The sequence below is a fragment of the Amycolatopsis sp. NPDC039088 genome (assembly GCF_055598845.1).
Genome location: NZ_JBVKAE010000006.1, coordinates 108,984 through 128,087 on the forward strand (window position 1 = coordinate 108,984; position 19,104 = coordinate 128,087).

Genomic DNA, 19,104 nt, shown 5'->3' on the forward strand with positions numbered 1-19,104 from the left:
GACCGAGCGGGGAAGATTCCGGCCGTCCAACGGCCGGAATCTTCCCCACCCGACCACACCGGCAACCCACACAAGCTCCACACCAGTGGGTAAACAAAGGCAAGTCCTCCAAGGAGTCCTTCACGGACCCGGAACGCCATCACAAGCCCCAGTAGCACCACCAGTCACAACAGCGGCGCGTGAAGGACTCCTTACCTGGGCTCAGCCGAGGAAAGGGGTCCTTCACGCCTACCCAGTACATGAAGGCCCCCATCACTGCGCCAGGCGCAAGCAAGGAGGCCATCATGTACTTCACGCGAGCAAGCCCGCAGGCCACGAGTAGGTACGTGAGAGAGGGTTCGTTCTAACGACACAAAACACTCACGACTCAAATCGGGCATTGCGTCCGGCGGTGGTGTCCCTTGTGGACACGCGGGGTGCGCCGACCAGCCCGGAATCAGGCAGCCGCGCACGACCTTCGGATCGCCAAGAGCGATACGGACCAGCAGTTGTACGACTTTGCCGGGCCCCTGCCCGCACGGTAGGAAAGGAGTCCTTCACGGACTTGACGACCACTCGGGACGGACGCCCAGACCTGCAGAAGAACTCAAGGCGCGAATGCAGGGCCGCTAGGCCAGGACGACGCGGCCGCCTTCGCCGCCGACCTCCACGACGTCGCCGTTCGTCAGCTGCCGGCCGCGCCGGACCTCCACCTCGCCGTTGACCGTGACCTCTTCGGCGTCGAGGAGGTCTTTGGCGTGTGAACCGTCTTCGGCCAGGTTGGCCAGTTTGAGGAACTGGCCGAGGCGGATCGGCTCGCCGGTGATCGGGACGTCGTGGATGCTCATGGGGAGATCATCCCCGTGCGTCCATCTTCCGGTACAAGGTGGCGACGTCGGTGTCGAAGTAGCTGCTGTAGGACGTGTCCGGATCGTCCCCGCCGTAGAGGTAGCCACCGATCACCCCGACGACCGTGCCGAGTTCGGTCGCCGGGTCGGGATCGACCACCCACGGGCCGCCGCTGGTGCCGGTCGTGAAGCCGGGGCAGTCGACGCGCATCTGGTAGGTGTCGGCCTGGCTGCTGGCGCCGTGGCAGACGATCGGCGCTTCCCGCTCGTCGGGATAACCGGTCAGCGTGATGGTGTGGGCGAATCCGCCGCTCGCCAGCAGGGTGTTGGCGCCGGTGACGCTTTCGAGGGTTTTCGTGTTGCCAGGCTGATGCGCGGTCGCGAACCCGACATCGAGGTCTGGATCGGACGAATCGGCCCAGCCATCGGGGACCTGCGGATCCGAGACCTCCCAATAGCCGTAAGGCGCGACGCCGTCGTGATAGCCGGGCGCGAACGAGATCCCCGTCGCGTATTCGCCGCCTTCGCCGTCGTGGAGGCAATGGGCCGCGGTGAGCAGGAGATCGCCCGGGCCGCTGTGGACGACGCTGGCCGTGCAGAAGTGCGACCCGTCGAGGAAGAGCGCGCCGATTGCCGGGTTGTACCGCGGCGCGGCGGGGGTGACCTCCACCGGCGCGGCGGCGTCGTCGGCCGCGGGGCCACCGGGGTCCGACGCGGCGGAGCAACCGGTCAAAACGACACAGAGCACGACCAACAGGGCGCGGCGCATCGCCTTCCTTTCGCTCGTCCACGGCTGCCTCGGTTACAGATCACCATAAGCGGTCCATGAACACAGCCCGAATCGATCAACGCACAGCAAGCTCACAGCCGTAGTATGTGTTACTTCCGGTAACGGTCGAGCGGGATGGGATGGAGCGGGCATGAAGTCGTTCACGGACAAGGTCGCGGTGATCACGGGCGCGGGCTCGGGGATCGGCAGGGCGCTCGCGATCGAACTGGCGGGGCGCGGGGCGAGGTTGGCGCTTTCCGACGTCGACGCCCTCCGCGCGGCCGAAACCGTCGCGCTCTGTGAAACCGCTTCCGGAAAAGCGGACGCGAAAGCGTACGAACTGGACGTCGCGGACCGTGACGCCGTTCTCGCGCACGCCGACGAGGTCGCGGCCGATTTCGGGGGTGTCAACCTCGTGGTGAACAACGCCGGGGTCGCGCTCGGCGCGACGGTCGAGGAAATGACCTGGGACGACTACGACTGGCTGATGGGGATCAATCTCGGCGGTGTGGTCAACGGCACGAAGGCTTTTCTGCCGCATGTGATCGCATCGGGTGACGGGCACATCGTCAATCTTTCGAGCGTGTTCGGCTTCATCGGCGTGCCTACGCAGAGTGCCTACAACGCGGCGAAATTCGCGGTGCGCGGGTTCACCGAGGCGCTACGGCAGGAAATGCTGATCGCCCGGCATCCGGTCGCGGTCAGCTGCGTGCATCCCGGTGGCATCAAGACGAATATCGCCCGTGACGCGCGAGGCGGCGCCGAGCAGAACCTCGACAAAGCCGCGGAGGGATTCGAAAAGATCGCGAGGACGACACCGGAGCGGGCCGCGCAGACCATCGTGCGTGGTATCGAACGGGGGACGCCGCGCATCCTGATCGGCGCGGACGCCTATGTCATCGACGCGATTCCCCGGGTGCTCGGGTCCTTTTACCAGCGCCCGCTGGCACTTCTGGGCCGGTTGGGCATGCGGAGGGTGCAGAAATGAGCGACCTCTGAACGGAGTAACCCTCCGTGGTCCGGACGGCTGGGCATAACTCGATCGGGGTGCATTACTTACGGCGGCGTCGGAAATGCACCACAATGCTCACGTTCGTGATTCCCCTTCCGGAGGTCCCCATGCCGCGCGCCGCCCAGCGCCGTCCGTCGGCCGACGCCGCTTCCAGCGCGCCCGTCGAGACAGTCGAATTGCTGGACCGCACGGGGATCATCGCGGCGAGCCTGCCGAAACGGCGGCGCAGCCCGGAGAACGCGAGTGAGCCCGAGCCGCTGCCGATCCGGCCGCCGGTCTGTGAACCGGTCGTCGACAAGGACCTGCGGCCCAAGGCCGTCGTCATCCATCGGCGGGCCAGGTCGTGGCTGGTCGGCGGGGCCGGGGTGGCGCTGCTCGCGATCGGCTGGCTCGCCGGTATCAGCACACTCGCGTCGCCGGTAGACGACGCTCTGTCCGAGCAGCCGCTGCCCGCCGTGGCGACTCAGCAGGCCGCGCCACAGCCGCCCGCCGCGCAGCCCGCGCCGCAGCCGGCTCCGGTGACCGTCTATGTCCCGGTCACCGTGAAGCAGCATGTGCCCGCGACGACGAAGAAGAAGGCCGCGAAGGAACAGGTCGTCGCCTTGCCGCCTGCCCAGCCGAAGGCGTCGGAGCAGCCGCGCGTCGACACCGGGTCGTCGGACAAGGCCGCGGAGGACCTGCGGAACATGATGGATCCCACCGTGGCGAGTTCGCTGGCGATGCGCATGGCGCAGGGGATGATGACCTACAGTTCCGGTCGCTGAGACCTCTTGCGGTCCGGTTGGTCGTGAGTGGGGTTTCGGGTTCTGACCAAGGGTGTTTTAGGTACCTACGGCGGGTGGGTCCGGTGACGGCCGGGCCGTGAAGGACTCCTTGAGGGACCCAGAGTCCCTCAAAGTTCCCCTCACCCGTCGCGGGCGACCATCATGTACCTCACGCCAGCAAGTCCGCAGGCCACCAGTAGGTACCTAAGAGAGGGTTCGCTCTCACCCGAATCGCCACTCACGACCCGATCGGCGCGCACCCCGGAAATCAATCCTCCACAATGGACACTGACCGTCGTCGTGGGCCGGATGGACGCTGACACAGTGAAATTGATCGACTACCGTGAGCCAAGGGGAGGGGCTCATGGAAAAGGGGGATTCCGCACGGGGTACCGCGTTCAAGGCCGCGTTCGCGGTCGGCGAGTTCCGTGCGTTGTGGGCGGCCGAGGCGCTTTCGCAGGCCGGTGACCAGCTGGCGAGGGTCGCGTTGTCGGTGCTGGTCTGGGAAAGGACGGCGTCGGCGGGGCTGACCGGGCTCACCTACGGCCTGACGTATCTGCCGACGCTGATCGGCGGCACCCTGTTCGCCGGGCTGGCCGATCGGTATTCGCGGCGGACGGTGATGATCGTCTGCGATCTGCTGCGGGCGGCGATCGCCGCGCTGATGGCGGTTCCCGGGACACCGCTGCTCGTGCTGGCCGGGCTGCTGGTGATCCTGACGATGGCGGGCGGGCCGTTCCGGGCGGCGCAGCTCGCGTTGCTGCCGGACGTCCTCGAAGGCGAGCGGTACGTCGCCGGGCTCGCGGTGCGCACGATCACCATCCAAACGGCACAGCTGGCAGGCTTCGGCGGTGGCGGACTGGTGATCGGGCTCGTGACGCCCTACTGGGGACTGGTGATCGACGCGGTGACCTTTGTGGTCTCGGCGCTGCTCGTGTCCATTGGGGTCCGTCGCCGGACGCCGACCGTCACGGAATCCTCGGTGAAAAGCCGGTTGGGGCGGGCATTCAGTGGCGAGGGTGCCCGGGAACTGTGGCGGGGCAAGGGAATCCGGGTGCTGTTCGGGTTGAAGATGCTCGCCGGGTTCGCCATCGCGCCGGAGGGGCTCGCGGCGCCGCTCGCCGGTGAACTCGGGGCCGGGAGTTTCGCGGTCGGCCTTATTCTCGCGGCGGATCCGGTGGGTTCGGTAATAGGATCGTGGATCTTCACGAAATGGGTTCCGGCGCGGCGGAAAACACGTATCGTCGGCTTTCTCGCCATTGCATCCGTTGTTCCTTTGCTCTTTCTCTTCTTTCGGCCTCCGCTGCCGGTCTGTCTCGGCGTGATCGCGCTGAGCGGGGCCTGCGCGGCGCCGTATCACCTGCAGGCCGTCGCGTTGATGGCCCGTGCGGTCCCGGACGGCGTCCGTGCGCAGGTGATGGGCCTGACCTCGACGAGTTTGGTGACGGTGCAAGGGATCGGGATCATGCTGGCGGGCGGGCTCGCCCAGCTGACCGGCCCGTTCGTCGCCGCCGGGGTGGCCGCGGCGGTCGCCGTCGCCTCGGCGGGCCCGATGGCGATGGCGTGGAAACGGGCCATCGCCACCGGGTCCGAGGTATGGCTCCCGGCCGGGAGCCGGACGGGTTGAATCGATGGGATCAGTCCTCGCGACCGTTCATGATGGTCCTCCCTCCCACTGCTCCATCTGTGTGTTCCGGAATTGACTCGAGCCACCCTCAGTACTACCTCGGATACATTGAAATGCGTACGGAAGGGGGACCGGTGACGATGATTATGGGGGATGTGGAACTCGCCGGAGAAGGGGCCGGTACTCGTCTGAGAGCCTGGGTCGGGCACTGGGAACTATGGTCCGGACCACGCGGAGTGCCCGCGATTTTTCTTGTCGTGGAAGGACTTGCGGCGGCGGTCGCGGTCATCGCCCTGCTCCGATCGAACTACGAGATTACGGAATTCGTCCGATTTGGATCACTGCTCGGCCTCGCATTCGTCCAGGCCGAGCTTTCCCGTTCGGTGGAACGGTTGCGGCGTACGCTGTGTGACCGGCCACATATCAACATGACCTCGGTGTGGACGTTCGCGGGAGTGCTCGTCCTGCCGCCCGGCCTCGCCGTCACCCTCGGCCTGCTCATCTACCTGCACCTTTGGCTCCGGGTGTGGCGGGGGATGAGCCACCGCCCGGCGTATCGCGTCGTGTACTGCGCGGCGGCGATCGTGCTGTCCTGCCTGGCTTCGGGAGTCATCGTCGCGGGCTGGAACGGCCTGCCGGTCGGGTTCACCGGATCGCTGCGGATCGTCGAGGCGGCGGCCGTGTTCACCGCCGCGAACGCCTTCATCGTGGCGCTCTCGGTCTACCTGCACACCGGTGGCCGATCCCTGCGATCCCTGTTCGGCACCGGCGACGACAACCTGCTGGAAGTCACCACCCTGGTGCTCGGGACCTCGACCGCGCTGGGCGTCGTCCACGCGCCCGCGCTCGTCCCGTTCGTCCTGCTGCCGGTGCTGGTGCTGCACCGCAGCGTGCTCGTGCGGCAGCTGGAGATCGCGGCGAACATCGACGGCAAGACCGGCGTGCTCAACGCGCACGCGTGGCATCTGCTGAGCGAACGGGCGCTTTCGTCGGCGGCCAGGACGAAGAGCAAACTCGGGGTGCTGATGCTCGACCTCGACCACTTCAAGCAGGTCAACGACGTCTACGGCCATCTGGCGGGCGACGACGTGCTCAAGGCCGTCGCGACGACGATCTCCGAGCACGTACGCGATTACGACTCCGTCGGACGCTTCGGTGGCGAAGAGTTCGTCGTATTGCTGCCCGGCGCGACGGAGACCGAGGTGATCCCCGTGGCCGAGCGGGTCCGGCAGGCGGTGATGGCGCTCGAAGTCGAGGTCGCGACGGCTTCGGGACCTCGGATCGTGCGAGGACTTTCGGTGTCGATCGGAGTCGCGGTCTACCCGTCCGGCGGGACCGTCCTGGAGCGCCTGCTGCACGTCGCCGACACCGCGCTCTATCAGGCGAAGAACAGCGGCCGGAACCGCGTCGTCAGCTTCGCCGCGGCCTGAAAACCACGCATTTAGTCCTCTGGATGCGGTAGTTGCGCACGCAAGGACCGCATCCAGAGGACTGAACGCGGGACCTCAGTCGACGTCCATCGCGTTGGGGTCCTTCTTGCCGGTGTCGAGCGGTCCGAAGCCGCCGGCTTCCAGCTTTTCCCAGTCCGCCTTGGTCGGCTTCTTGTACGTCTCCTCGTGGATCCGATCGACTTCTTGTTCGTAGGTCTCGCGGTTCTGCCGCTTCATCTCCTCGGGCCAGTCGCCGTCCCGGATGGTGTCCCGGGCCATGTGCAGTTCCTTGACGTCGTGGCTGGACAGCGGTGGAGTGGTCGCGGTCGTGCCGGGCCCGGTCGAGTAGGTGAGGCCCTTACCGCTGGCGTGCGCGTCGTCGATCATCTTGTGGTACGAGTCGTCCGCCATCTTGCCGTCGAGGGTGTTGTTGGTGTTCTTGAACCCGTCCCGGAAGGCGTAGTCGAGCTGGTTGAGCTGGATCGCCGTGTTCGGGTCACCGAGCTCCAGCGCGTTGCGCTCGGAGTCGCGGTAATCCTGGCTGTTCTTGAAGCCGCTCGGGTTCGCCGAACCTTCCGTCAGGTCCTGGTCGCCCTTGTTGCCGGTGCCGATGTGCGACTTGTGCGAGGGTTTGGCCTCCTGATACGCCCAAGCGTGGTTTTCCAGGTCCTTCTGCTCGTGGCCCGCGCCCCGCGCGCCACCACTGCCGCGGCCGATCGCCTCGTAGGGGATCGGGTGCTCGGACTCGTGTGAGTCGCCGGAGACCTTCTCCCGGCCGTCGTTCTTGAGGTCGTTGTCGTACTTCGTCGTGAGCCGGTTCTGCTCACGGTTCTTCGCGCCGTGCGTGCCGTCGAGGTAGCTCTGCGGAGGACGCCGCGGCTTCTTCGGTCCTGGCGTCGGCTTCGGCTTGGTGACCCGGTTACCGGGGGACTTCGTCTTGCCGCCGCCTGCCCGCCCCTTGCCTTTGCCGCAAGTGCCCTTCTGCGGCTTCGTGGGGGCGAGGCCGAGCGGGTCGATCATGTCGGTCGGGTTGCCGACGTAGGCAAGGGAGTCCGACGCCGGTTCGAGGCCGAGCGGGTCGTGCGAGAGGTACCGGCCGGTGTCCGGGTCGTAGTAGCGCTTGAAGTTGTAGTGCAGCCCGGTTTCCGGGTCGTGATACTGGCCGGGAAAACGCAACGGCGTGTACGCCTGCCCCGGCGGGGAGAGCACCTTGCCCCACAACGACGTGTGCAGATGCCAGGCGACGTTGCCCGCTTCGTCGAGTAGTTCGCTGGGCGAGCCGACGACATCGGTCACGATGGCGTGGAAGCGGACGTCCTGCCCGGCGGTGCGTTCGATCTGGGTGATCGGCCGCCGATCCGTGCCGGGCTCCCAGTCCCAGGCGATGACGGTGCCGCCCCGGATCTCTTCGGCGAGGTACGCGCCGTCCCAGGTGAAGTCGATCTGTTCGAGGATCCGGCCCTGGGTGTCGAGATGCTGTTTGGCGATCCGCCGTCCGAGCGCGTCGTAGTGGTAGAGCCACCGCTCGCCGTCGGGGGTGACGACGCCGGTCAGCCGGTCGTCGGAGTTCCACTGGTAGGTCCAGTCCCGGCCTGCCTTGCGGCGGGCGATCGTGCGGCCTTCGGCGTCGTGCAGGTACGACGTCTGCCCGGCACCGGTCACCAGGGTGCCCTGGTAGTGCCGTGGTCCGACGGCGGGATCCGCGCCGGGCCAGCCCGCCTGCGTGATCGCGCCGGCGAGGTTGTAGCCGTAGCTTTCCCGCCAGCCCTGCCCCTGGATGTCGACGACGCGGCCCGCGCGGTCGACCTTCAGCGAACGCGGCCCGGACAGCAGGTCCGAGATCTGCGAGACGAGCCCGTCTCGCAGGTAGCCGTACTCGCGGCGCTGCACGATACCCCGGTCGTTCGAGACGATCTGCGAGGTCAGCCTGTCGGCGGCGTCCCAGTCCTGGCGCAGTTCCACCGGCGTGCCTTCGAGGCGTCGCAGCACTTCACGGCCCGAGGGGTCGTACTCGAAGCGCACGGTACGTCCGGCGGTGCGCAGCGCGACAGGGCGGCTCGCGGCGTCGTAGGCGAAGAACGACTCGGCGCCCGACGGGGTGCGCCGCACGACGCGGCGGCCGACGGTGTCGTACTCCGAGCGGACGACCCGGCCGTTGAGCGACTCCGCGACGACCCGGCCCAGCGCGTCGTAGGTGATGGTGACTTCGGAATGCGCGTTGCGCGCCGAGGTCATCCGGTCGGCCGCGTCGTAGGTGAACGTGGCGACGTCGTCGCCCGCCCGGCGGCTGACGACCCGGCCGAGCGCGTCGCGTTCGATGGCGACCGTCTGGCCGAGACTGTTGGCGCGCAGCACCAATTGCCCGGCCGCGTCGTAGCCGTAGCGAGTGGTACGGCCGTTGAAGTCGGTCTCGCTGATCAGATTCCCGGCGGGATCGTAGTCATAGCGCCAGGAAAGGCCGTGTTCGTTCGTGACCGCCACGAGTCGCAGCTCGGTGTCGTACACATAGGACAGACGGTCGCCGTCCGGGCCGATCTCGGCCACGGGCAGGTCGAATTGCGAGTACTCGGTGCGCACCGCGAGTCCGCGGGCGTCCACGGCTTCGTCGGTGTATCCCTGGGTGGTGCGGTTCCAGCGCCAGACGGAGCCGTCGGGGTCGATCTGTTCGGCGATTTCGCCGAAGCCGTCCCACTTCGTCCGGGTGACCCCGCCGAGCGGGTCGGTGACCGAGGTGGTCTGGCCGAACTCGTCGTAGGTGTACCGGGTGACCCCGCCGAGCGGGTCCGTGACGGCGATCGGCAGACCGGCCGCGTTGGACTCGATCAGCGTGACGCCGCCGAGCGCGTCGGTCACGACCGCGACGTTGCCCGCGTCGTCGTAGCCGTAGGTGGTGGTGGCGCCGGTCGGATCCGTGGCGCGGACGAGTTTTCCGCGGGCGTCGTACTCGCGGCGCCAGACCGCGCCGTCCGGTCCGGTCATGCTGGTCCACCGGTTCAGCGCGGAGTACTCGGCGAGCGCGCGGCCGCCGTCCGGCTGGATCACGGCGACGACGTTGCCCTCGTCGTCCATCTCCCACCGCGTCGTGCGGCCCAGCGCGTCGGTGCGGCTGAGGAGCTTCCCGAAGCGGTCGAGTTCGTAGCGGGTGGTGTTGCCCAGCGGATCGGTCTCCGCGACGACCCGGTGCAGTTCGTCGAGCTGGTAGCGGGTGACGTGCCCGAGCGAGTTCGTGACCGAGGTGACCAGGTTCTCCCGGTCGTACTCGATGCCGACGTCGAGGACGCCGTCGGAGCCCTGCGCGCGTACGACGCGGCCTGCGGAGTCGAAGCCGTAGCGGTACCAGCGGCCGTTGACGTCCTCCCAGCGCACGATCCGGCCCTCGGCGTCATAGGTGAACCGCAGGGGCAAACCGGCGGCGTCGACGATCTCGACCAGCCGCCGTCGCTCGTCGTACCGGTAGTTCTGCAGCGCGGTTTCCGCGCCGGGCAGCCGAAGGGCGGTGACGAGTCCGTCCTTCGACTCGATGAGAAGGCGGTAACCCCCGGAGTGCACCAGTTCACGGGGGACGCCGTTGTCGTCGTAGTGCAGGAAGATCCGGTGCCCGTCTCCGTCGGCGATCGCGCGCAGCGGAAGGGTGTCCCCGGTGCCGGAGAAGAACAGCACACCGTCCGGAGTGGACACGATGTAGCCATCGTCTACTTTGGACAACGCGAGTCGCTGGCCGAACGCCGGGTAAACGGGGGCGTCGGACACCGGGACCGGATAGGTCAGCAGCGTCCCGTCGGCGAGCGCGAGGTGCAGGCCGTCGTCTTCGACCTCGATCCGCTGGTCCACAGTGGACGCCCACGACGAGCCGAAGAACCGGCCGAACCGGTACGACGAAAGATGGGTCCGCGACAAGGTCAGCGGCAGGATCCCGGCGAACACGACGTCGTCCTGGGTCAGCATCATCGAACCGGTCGCGACGTCGATCGGGTCGCCGCAGTCTTTGCGGTTCTTCGGCGGGACGGCGTCCCCCGGAGCCTTCTCGCCGTCCTTGATCCGCTTGTCCCGCGGTGGCGGCGAGCCACCCCGATCCTTGGGCGGCGGAGGCGGCGAACCCGACGGTGTGGTCGGCCCGTCCGTGGTCTCGTTCTTCGGCGGGGGCGGCGGATCGTGCTTCGCCGGCGGCGGCGGATCGTGCTTCGGGGGCGGCGAACCGGACGGGGTCGTGCCGTCACCGCCGCCCTTGCCGCCTTCCGGGCTGCCCTTGGGGGTGGTGCCTTCGTCCAGCTTGTTCGGCTTGGGCCCGGGCGCGCCCTTGCCCGGCTGCAACTTCTTCAACGCCTTGGCCGCGTCGCCGAACAGGTCGTCCGCCCGCTTCAGCAGCGGCATCAGCGCCTGCAGCGCCTTGACCGTCTTCTTAGTCAGGTTCGCGATCTTGCTCGCGGTCTTCGCCACGGCGTTGACCACCTGCGGGACCACCCAGGTCAGCCCGATGCCGAGGGTGAACAGCACCTGCAACGCCCAGCTGATCATGTGCCCGATCAGTTCGGCGATGATGTCGCGCACCAGCGCGCGGACGGCGGCGACGACCTCGCCCGCCGTCTTCACACCGCTGGAAGCGCCTTCGCAACCCGCCTTCGCCGCGTCCAGCAGCGTGACCGTGTCCTTGGCCCGGTCACGGTAGGCGTCGGCCGCGACCCCGGTCCAGCTCTGCAGATCGGCGGAGACCATCCCGGCGAGATCCGCGCCGACCTCGCCGAGTTCGGTCGCGATGTTCTTCCAGGTCTCGGCGTTGGCCGCGATCTCGTCGGCGTTGCCGGTGAGCGCGTCGAGCGCCTCCTTGAGCGGACCGACGTGCTCCATCAGCCATCCGACACCGTTGGCGAGGATCGCGCCGAAGGGATCCATCGCCATCGACAGCGCGTCCAGCGCGGTCCCGACCGCGCCCAGCGCGACCGACGCCCAGTCGCCGCTTTCGATGGCGGACTTCAGATCGAACGCCGACTCCAGCAGTGACGAGCCGGTGTACGCCTTCGTCGAGTCCTTGACCTCGGCGACCAGCGGGTTACCCACAACGACCTTCTCAGTGGTTCAGGAAAGACCGGCTCACCAGGGTGAATTGCCTTCGTCTTCCGGGGCTTCGTGGCGCTTCTCGCGAGGCGCCTGTGACGGCGGGGTGTCGGCGGAGGACGCCGGGGGAGCGGGTGGCGGAGGCTCTTCCTCTTCCTCTTCCTCTTCCATCTCGGGGAAGCGGCTGCGGAGGGTGCCGATCATCAGCGACCGGGTCTCCTGGTCCTCGTCACCGAGCGTTTCCTGCATGACCTCGGCGACCTGGGTCGCGATCCCGGACTGCGCCTGGTGCATGGTCGCGAGGATCTGCCGCGACAGCTCCTCCAGCGGGTACGTCCTCGCCTTGTTCCCGAATTCGAGATCGGTCACGCCGCCGTCCGCCCCGACGGTGACCTTGACGGCACCGTCGGAGCTGGACGCGGTCAGCCGCAACTGCTCGGTCCGCTCTTGTGCGGCCGCGTAGCGCTGGGCCTTGTTCTCCAGCCCTTCGGCCCACTGGTCCAGCTTGCGCTGAGCCTCTTCGGGGTCCCGCATGAGCTCCCCGAGCCCGTTCGCGCCGGTCACTTCACTCCTCCGATGTGCAAGGCCTTGAAGTCGGCCTTGAACGGTTCCGCGTTGTCCTTGTCACCGTCCACATAGGACTTCGACGCGGTGCGGACGTTGTCGGCCAACGCCTGGATGCCTTCCGCGCCCGCTTTGATCGCCTCCGCCGCGCGTTCACCGGTCGGGTTGACGATCGGCGGGAGGAACGCGCACAGCAGGCCGTACGCGTCCGCCGACATCGCCGAACCGGTCGCGCCGTGCGCGGTGTCCAACCGGTCCACGAGCCCTTCGAGATGGCTCGCGTGCGCGGTCAGGTCGTCCGGATCGACCTCGAACGAAGCCGTCATTTCCAGTCCTTGTTCTTCCAGTCACCGATCACCGGTGGCGCCACTACCTCGTCCGGGGCGAAGAAGGACGGGTCGTCGGATTCGACGTAGTCGGCGACCTTGTGTTCCTTGTCGTCTTCGCCCTTTCCCTTGGCGCCGCCGGGTGCCATGCCGCCCATCGGGCCCATGGTGCCGGGGGTGCCCGCCTTGCCGGAACCGGCCGCACGGGCCGCGGCCGCTTCGGCGTCCAGCGCGCCCGCGCCGACGGCTCCGCCCATGCCGAGCGAGCCCGTCGACCTGCCGGCGCCACCGAGGCCGCCGCCACCCGCGCCACCGGCGCCGGTACCGCCACCGCCGATACCACCGAGGTTGCCGCCGCTACCGCCACCACCTGGGATGTTCGGCATGGTGGGGAGCTTGGGCGGGGTGTACGGCGTGCCCTTGTACGAGCCGCCTTCCGGGATCGAGGGCAGTCCGCCGAGCCTCCTGCTGATGTTGTCGCCGGGGCCACCGGGGTTCCCGATCGGCGGGATCTTCGGCATGACCGGTCCCGGCCCGCCGGTCGGCCGGTTCGGGATGGGGATGTTCGGCGGGGTGTACGGGAGGCCGCCGCCGGGGCCGGTGCGCGGACCGCCGCCGTCGGGGATGGTCGGCATCTGCACGTTCGGCGGCTGGTACGACGGGGGCTGGATCGACGGCGGCGTGTAGCCCGTGGTGTGCGTCCCGTCGTCGATCTTGGGCAGGTTCGGCATGCTGGGGCCCGACGCCGCCGCGGGACGGTAGCCGTCACCACTGTTCGGCAGGTCCGGGACGGAGATGCCGGGCAGATTCGGGTGCGAACCGGGGCCGCCGGGACCGCCACCGCCGGGCCCGCCACCAGGGCCGCCACCGCCGGGGAAGCCGCCACCGGGTGTTCCGCCGGAAGGGCCGTTCGGCGAGTTGAACGGCGACACGCCGCCGGGACCACCGGCTCCGCCGCCGTGCGTCGTCCCGTCCGTCGAAGCGGCGATGCCGTCCGGGCCCGCGCCGTTCGAGCCGACGTCGAAGGGGCTGGGACGCTGTGTCCCATCGGCGTTCTCGGGCGATTTGCGGTCGAGAAGCGCGTGGGCGGGTGAACCCGCGCCACCGCCGGCCGGAGTCCCCTGCAACTGCCGGGTCGCCTGCGCGGACGGCAGCTTCGGCGGGGGCGGGAACGCCGGGGTCGCGATCGCCGAGCCGATCGTGCTGTCGAACTGCGTCATCACCTGAGCGGCCCGGTCACGCGCGTCCTGCTGCTTTTTGAAGGTTTCGAGATCCTTCCCGAGCTGCGACATGTACTGGTACGGGTTGGTGATCGTCTGCAGGTTGGCGTTGGCCTCCTGCACGTTGAACGGCACCGGCGGATTCGCCGCCATCTGCTTCTGCGTCTCGTTCAACGTCTGCGAGTGGATCTGCTGCTGACGTCCGGCCAGCGTCGCGCCGTTCGCGGTCGAGCCGAGCCATTTGCCGACCCCCGCGAGATGCTCGCGCGCCGCGTCGCCGCCTTCGCCCTGCCAGTTGGCCGTGCTGGCGTTGATCGCCTTGGCCAGGTTGCGCTGGTGCGTCGCGAGATCGTTGCCTGCCCGGACCCATTCCTCGGAGGTCTCGCCCACCGCGGCCGAGTCCGCGTCGTCCACGATCGCGGCCTGCATCTGCTCGTGGGTGGCGTTGGCCCAGACCGTGGACGGCGGCTGCCCGGGATTGCGGATCTCCAGGTTCTTGTCGAGACCTTCGCGCGCCTTCTCCAGCTGCCCTTCGTACACCTTCTGCGTGAAGGTGTCCTTGAAACCGTTGAGCGCCGTGTCACCCCAGCCGAGGAGGTTGAAGATGAGGTCGGTCCCGGCCGAGGCCCCGGCCCGGATCTCGTCACCGGACGCGGCCTTGTCCGCCAGCGGCCCGACGTAATAGGCCGACGACGAGTCGGCCGTGACGTCGTAGAAGGGGTCGTCCGGGTTGTAGTCCTCGGACTGGGGATCGGAGACCTTCGCGGTCTTCTCCGCGGATTCCGTCACGGGTCTCTCCTCTTAGATCTCGGTGTCGATCCGTGTCAGGGTGCGCTGGTTCTCGTCGTCGCGTTCCCGGTAGTTCCGCTTGGCGAGTTCGATCGCCTCGACGTAGGTCGGGAATTCGGCGCGGGCCGCCTCCAGCTGCGTGAGCAGGCCTTGCGCGTCCGTCGCGGTGCCGTGCATGTGCCCGGACACCCAGCGCGCGGTCGCGGTGGAGCTCATCGGCGGCGTCGTCCGCAGCTTGGTCAGCGCGCTCCAGCGTTCTTCGAGACTGTCGATCACTCCTTGAAGTGAACGGATCATCTCCGCGCCGGTGCTCTCGTCGACGGCGAAACCGCCCTGTTTCGCCATGTCCCTCAGCTGCGCGCCCGCGAGTCCGACTCGCGCCGCCATCATCGGCGTGGCGTCGGCCAGTTTCGCTTGGACCGGTTGTGCTTCCTCGGTCAACGGAGGGTCCTCTCGCCGGGTTCAGGAAGATCAGTAGATGTCCGCGATGGCGTCCCGGATCGCGTTCGCCATCCGGGACTGGCTGGCCGGTTCGTAGTGCCCGACCACGGCGCCGGAGGCCTCGTCGGTCTCGGTCCAGACCAGGTACCGGCCGTCTTCGGTGTCGAGCCAGCTCAACGGCGTCGACCGGAGCCGTTCGCCGCGGCGGCCGATGCCGCTCACGATGATGTGCCCGCCGCCGAGGCGGGTCCCGGACAGCACCTTCTCCAGGACCGCGACATCGCCCTCTTCGCCACGCGGCTGAGCCGGTGGCTCGGGCCGGGCGCGGACGACGCCGGTGAACTGGAGGTTGCCGAACGCGTCGGTCTCCTCTTCGTCGAACTCCGCTTCGGCCTGACGGCGCGCGGCCATCGCGGAGACGGCGCGCTCCTCCTTCTGCACGATCGTGCGGCGGCCAGTCGACGCGGGCCGCATCCGGGGCAGGACGCCGGCCAGCACCTCGACCAGCTCCTCGTCCGCGAAAAGCGCGAACTGCAGGACGTCTTCCCCGTGCGCCTGGGTGATGCCGAGCGCCTGCGCGCCGTCGGTGATGGTGAGGACGGCGATGTCCTGGCCGATACCGTCGATGCCGTTGATCGAAACGGTGATCCGGTGGTTCGCGAGCAGCGCGAACGCGGTGCGGATGGCGGGGTTCAGCTCGCCGTTGACCGACAGGCGGCGCTGTTCGAGATCGGTATAGACCTTCCGGATGATCGCGGTGTACCGCTCCGGGTCGATCGAAGTGTTGCGGACGCGTAAGGGAAACAACCGGACATCGACGCCGAGCGCCTGCCCGACCACGGTCGCCTCTACCGTCCCCAGCGCGAAATCGGCTCGTTCAGCCATGCTTCTGCGCTACTCCCTCACGGGGGTCCGACCCCGTCCCGATCGGCTGACCTGCAAAAAGAGAGCCGACTTTGTTAATGGCGAAAACAAACTAGCACAGCGCATGACTGTACGGAACCATACGAACACCGGTGCAGCCGATGGAATGGATCACAGTGCCCGATCGGGCACTTTTCTTGCCCCTAAAGGAAAAAGACCTCGTGAGTGATTTGGGTCGTTAGAACGACCCAAATCACTCACGAGCTACTCGCCGCGGGTGCGTAGGTCGACATCCGGCGGGCCACGTCCGTCCGCGAACGCGCGCCGAGTTTCCGCAGGACCTTCGCGACATGTTGTTCCACGGTGCGCGGGGAAAGGAACAGCCCGTCCGCTATCTCCCGGTTCGTGCGCCCGTCGGAGAGCATTCTCGCGACCTCGAGTTCCCGTGGCGAAAGCTCCTGGCCGTAGCCGCGCCGCCCGCGTTGCGAAGGCGCCCACGCGCCGTGCTCCCGCAGCTGATGGCGGCATCGTCCGGCGTCCCGGGTCGCGCCGAGTCGTTCGTAGGCCTCCGCGGCCGCGGCGAGTTCCTCGATCGCCTTGCGGTCGCCCGCGGTGAGAAGACCCGCGTTGAGACGACACAGCGCCGCCCGCTCCCGGGCGCCGATGGCCTGGTACGGCATCGGCAGCGCTTCATAGCCCGCCGCCGCCTCGTCGAAAACCGTTGCCGCGGCGGGATGTTTGCCGCGGGCGTCGAGCAGGATCGCTTGGCCGGCGAGCAGCGCGACGTGAGAGACGGGCGAGTCCTTGCCTTCGACACCGCGGGCGAATTCCTCGACCACGGCGTCCGCCTCCGACCAGCGGCCGGCCCGCGTGTAGGCCTCGGCCGCGGCGGGGATCAGGCTCGCCGCCCACACCCAGACGCCCTTGCGCCGAGCCGCGGCGACCGCGTTGTCGGCCGCCACGCACGCGCCCTCGACGTCGTCGGTCGCGAGGAGTACCCGGATCAGGACACCCGCCGCGGAAAGGACGACGGGGATGGGCCCGTGTTCCGGAGCGTGCACACTCGCCGCGGCGAGATGTCGTTGCGCGGCGGCGAATTCCCCGCGGACGGCGGCCAGCCCGCCGAGGACGAGCGACGATTCCATGACGATCGGGCCGAGGTCCGGATAGGTGTCACGAAGCCGTTCGGTGGCCTCCGCGAGCCCGGACCACTCACCGCGCACCCAGTCCAGCCGGACCCGGGTGCCCTGCGCGAGTCCGGCGGCGTAGAGCGCACCGGCGTCGGTCGCGCGGCGGATCCCTTCGGTGACCAGTTTTTCCGCCCTGGTGAGATGCCCGGCCCAGGACTGCGCGTCGGCGAGGTTGCACCACAACCGCGCGAGCTGGACGCGTTCGGCCACGCCGCTGCCCTGGTCGGGCAGCTCCTGGAACTCGGCCCACGCCGAGCCGTCGCCAATATGGGCCCTGGTCGAGATCCGGTCGCCGATGAGCGCCAGCCGCAGTTCCGGGTCTTCGAGCCGGTCGAAGACCTCGCGGGCGCGTTCCATCCAGACCTCGTGCCAGGACAACGGGGTCAGCCCGTCGATCGGCTGGGCGAGCAGGTTGATCCCGCGGGCGGCCAGTTCCGGTTCGTCGACCAGTTCGGTGATGGCCTTCTCCACCTCGACCCGGCCGCGGCCGAGTCGTCCGATCGTGCGCACCAGCAGCATCCCGAGGCTGAGCCGGATCGTCCCGCGCACACTCGGGCGCAGGCCGGTGAGGTCTTCGAGGATCCGCTCCAGCGTCTCGATGACGTCCGGGCGGAACCCGCGCAAGGCGACCTGGCTGAGTTTCGTGGCCAGCCGGGCGATGGCGTCCTCGCCGAGCCCGGCCTCGGCCAGCACGGACTGGAGCAGGTCGATCGCGCGGGACGTGTCACCGTGGGCGATGGCCTCGTCGGCGGCGGCTTCGGCGTAGTGGCGCCACTGTTCGGCCCGCCCGGCCGCGCGGGAGTGGTTCGCCAGCAGTGTCAGCGGGGGAATCGGCTGGCCGGAGAGCACCTGGATGGCGCGTGAATGCAGCAGTGTCCGCTCGGGCCCGCTGATCGTGTCGTAGACGGCCTTGCGCGCCAAGGGATGCCGGAAGCCGTAGCGGTCGCCCCCGAGTTCGCCGAGGACGCCGCCGTCCAATGTGGACAGAAGTGCCGAGCGGAGTTCGTCGCCGGTGAGACAGGCGAGTTCGCCGAGCACCGCGGGTTCGGACGGGACCGCGAGCACCGCCGCCGCGCAGGCCAGCCGGGCCGCGGGTTCCGGCAGCGTCTCGAGCCGTTCGGTGATGGCCTCACGCAGGGAGATCGGGACTTCGAGGCTTTCCAGGAGCCGGTCCGAGAGCACTTCGCCGATGGGCAGCCGCCCGGCGGCGTCACGCAACGCGCGCAGGGTCTCCTCGACCACGAACGGGATCCCGGCGGTGCTTTCGTGGAGTTTCGCGGTGAACGACGCGGAAACCCTCGGCAGGTCCAGCAGTTCCTCCGCCAGCTTTCCGACGGCCTCGACGTCGAGCGGACCCAGTGTGACGCGGGCGGTCTGGACGTTCGGCGGGGTACGGAACGGGATGCCCGCGCCTCCGTGCCTGGACGGCGAGCCGGTCCGGTATGCCGCGACGACGGCCAGTTCGGACGGCATGGCCGCGGCGAGGAACCGCATCAGGTCACGGGTGCCCTCGTCGGCCCACTGAAGATCGTCGATCAGGACGAGCGTTGGTCCGCAGGCGATCAGGAGTTCCCGGACGGCGCGGAACTGGCGGTGTCGTTCGGCGCACGGGTCGGTGAGTGGTTCCGGTTGGGGTGGAAGGCTTTCCGCGAGTTCGGGCAGCAAGGGTCTCAGCACCCCGGCGACCGGGCTGAGCGGGCCGAGCGGCCGGTCATCAGCCGACCGCAGCGCTTCGAGCACCGGTCCGAACGGGAACGGCTCGCGCATCGGCTGACACGCACCGAAGAGCACTCGGCCGGCCGCGAACTCACGGCGTCCTGCCAGCTCTTCGAGCAGCCTGCTGCGACCCATCCCGGGTTCGCCCTCGATCAGCACGGCGGCGGGACGGCGCAGCAGAATCTTCACGATCGCCGAGACCTCGACGTCGCGGCCCACCAGTGCCGTCGATCCGGCGCGGACCGAAACCGAGGTCGGGCGAGGGGTGGCAAGCCACATCATGCGCTCCTCGGTTGGGAGTTCCCGGTGAGCCCGACACGATCTTGTGCGTTGTCCTGCGGAGCCTAAGCACTGCCCACCTGGTCGTAAACCTCCCAACACGGACAGCATGGGCACCCGATGAGGCCGTCCGCGGACGCACCGTCACCGGTTGGCTGACGGATCGTCGGTTGGAAAATCACCGGGCACCCGAAACATCGGCGAGAAACCCGATTCGGCGATTCATCCCACGTT

Annotated in this window: 13 protein-coding genes; 4 read left to right on the top strand and 9 right to left on the bottom strand. The window is 68.5% G+C overall.

From position 1 onward, the window contains the following. Positions 1-608: 608 nt before the first annotated feature. Both ACZ7KI_RS09830 and ACZ7KI_RS09835 read right to left on the bottom strand, forming a co-directional pair. Positions 609-827, bottom strand: a complete 219-nt coding sequence (locus ACZ7KI_RS09830; RefSeq protein WP_005149665.1) for an RNA-binding S4 domain-containing protein — start codon at positions 825-827, stop codon at positions 609-611. Positions 828-834: 7 nt separating this feature from the next. Then, positions 835-1,596 (bottom strand): trypsin-like serine peptidase, encoded by a 762-nt coding sequence (locus ACZ7KI_RS09835; RefSeq protein ID WP_470272753.1) that lies wholly within the window; start codon positions 1,594-1,596, stop codon positions 835-837. Between the two features lie 151 nt (positions 1,597-1,747). On the opposite strand from ACZ7KI_RS09835, the gene ACZ7KI_RS09840 reads away from it, so the two are divergent. The 4 genes from ACZ7KI_RS09840 to ACZ7KI_RS09855 all read left to right on the top strand — a co-directional run bounded on the left by ACZ7KI_RS09840 (position 1,748) and on the right by ACZ7KI_RS09855 (position 6,429). After that, a complete protein-coding gene (locus ACZ7KI_RS09840) occupies positions 1,748-2,584 on the top strand; it encodes an SDR family NAD(P)-dependent oxidoreductase (protein ID WP_470272754.1) in 837 nt (278 codons plus the stop codon). A gap of 131 nt (positions 2,585-2,715) precedes the next feature. Continuing rightward, entirely contained in the window at positions 2,716-3,372 is a 657-nt protein-coding gene (locus ACZ7KI_RS09845) for a hypothetical protein (protein ID WP_470272755.1), read from the top strand. Positions 3,373-3,736: 364 nt separating this feature from the next. Next, positions 3,737-4,999 carry an MFS transporter gene (locus tag ACZ7KI_RS09850; protein WP_470272756.1) on the top strand — a complete coding sequence of 421 codons (1,263 nt, stop codon included), beginning with the start codon at positions 3,737-3,739 and terminating at the stop codon, positions 4,997-4,999. Positions 5,000-5,256: 257 nt separating this feature from the next. Then, on the top strand, positions 5,257-6,429 hold the full coding sequence (locus ACZ7KI_RS09855) for a GGDEF domain-containing protein (RefSeq protein ID WP_470272757.1): 1,173 nt from the start codon (positions 5,257-5,259) through the stop codon (positions 6,427-6,429). A 75-nt stretch (positions 6,430-6,504) separates the two neighbouring features. Here ACZ7KI_RS09855 and ACZ7KI_RS09860 read toward each other — a convergent pair whose 3' ends face one another. The 7 genes from ACZ7KI_RS09860 to ACZ7KI_RS09890 form a co-directional block, all read right to left on the bottom strand. Then, positions 6,505-11,484, bottom strand: a complete 4,980-nt coding sequence (locus ACZ7KI_RS09860; RefSeq protein ID WP_470272758.1) for an RHS repeat-associated core domain-containing protein — start codon at positions 11,482-11,484, stop codon at positions 6,505-6,507. Positions 11,485-11,517: 33 nt separating this feature from the next. Next, positions 11,518-12,045, bottom strand: coding sequence for a YbaB/EbfC family nucleoid-associated protein (locus ACZ7KI_RS09865; protein WP_470272759.1), 528 nt, complete (start codon positions 12,043-12,045; stop codon positions 11,518-11,520). Then, a complete protein-coding gene (locus ACZ7KI_RS09870) occupies positions 12,042-12,371 on the bottom strand; it encodes a type VII secretion target (protein ID WP_470272760.1) in 330 nt (109 codons plus the stop codon). The genes ACZ7KI_RS09865 and ACZ7KI_RS09870 overlap by 4 nt, the downstream gene beginning before the upstream one ends. Beyond that, the gene (locus tag ACZ7KI_RS09875; RefSeq protein WP_470272761.1) at positions 12,368-14,380 is read right to left on the bottom strand and encodes a hypothetical protein; all 2,013 of its coding nucleotides are present in this window, start codon (positions 14,378-14,380) and stop codon (positions 12,368-12,370) included. The genes ACZ7KI_RS09870 and ACZ7KI_RS09875 overlap by 4 nt, the downstream gene beginning before the upstream one ends. 12 nt (positions 14,381-14,392) lie before the next feature. Further along, complete coding sequence (locus tag ACZ7KI_RS09880) at positions 14,393-14,821, bottom strand: hypothetical protein (protein WP_470272762.1); 429 nt, start codon at positions 14,819-14,821, stop codon at positions 14,393-14,395. Between the two features lie 30 nt (positions 14,822-14,851). After that, positions 14,852-15,706: an ESX secretion-associated protein EspG gene (locus tag ACZ7KI_RS09885; RefSeq protein ID WP_470272763.1), complete on the bottom strand. Its 855-nt coding sequence runs from the start codon at positions 15,704-15,706 to the stop codon at positions 14,852-14,854. Positions 15,707-15,942: 236 nt separating this feature from the next. Next, positions 15,943-18,870 (bottom strand): helix-turn-helix transcriptional regulator, encoded by a 2,928-nt coding sequence (locus ACZ7KI_RS09890; protein WP_470272911.1) that lies wholly within the window; start codon positions 18,868-18,870, stop codon positions 15,943-15,945. Positions 18,871-19,104: the final 234 nt, after the last annotated feature.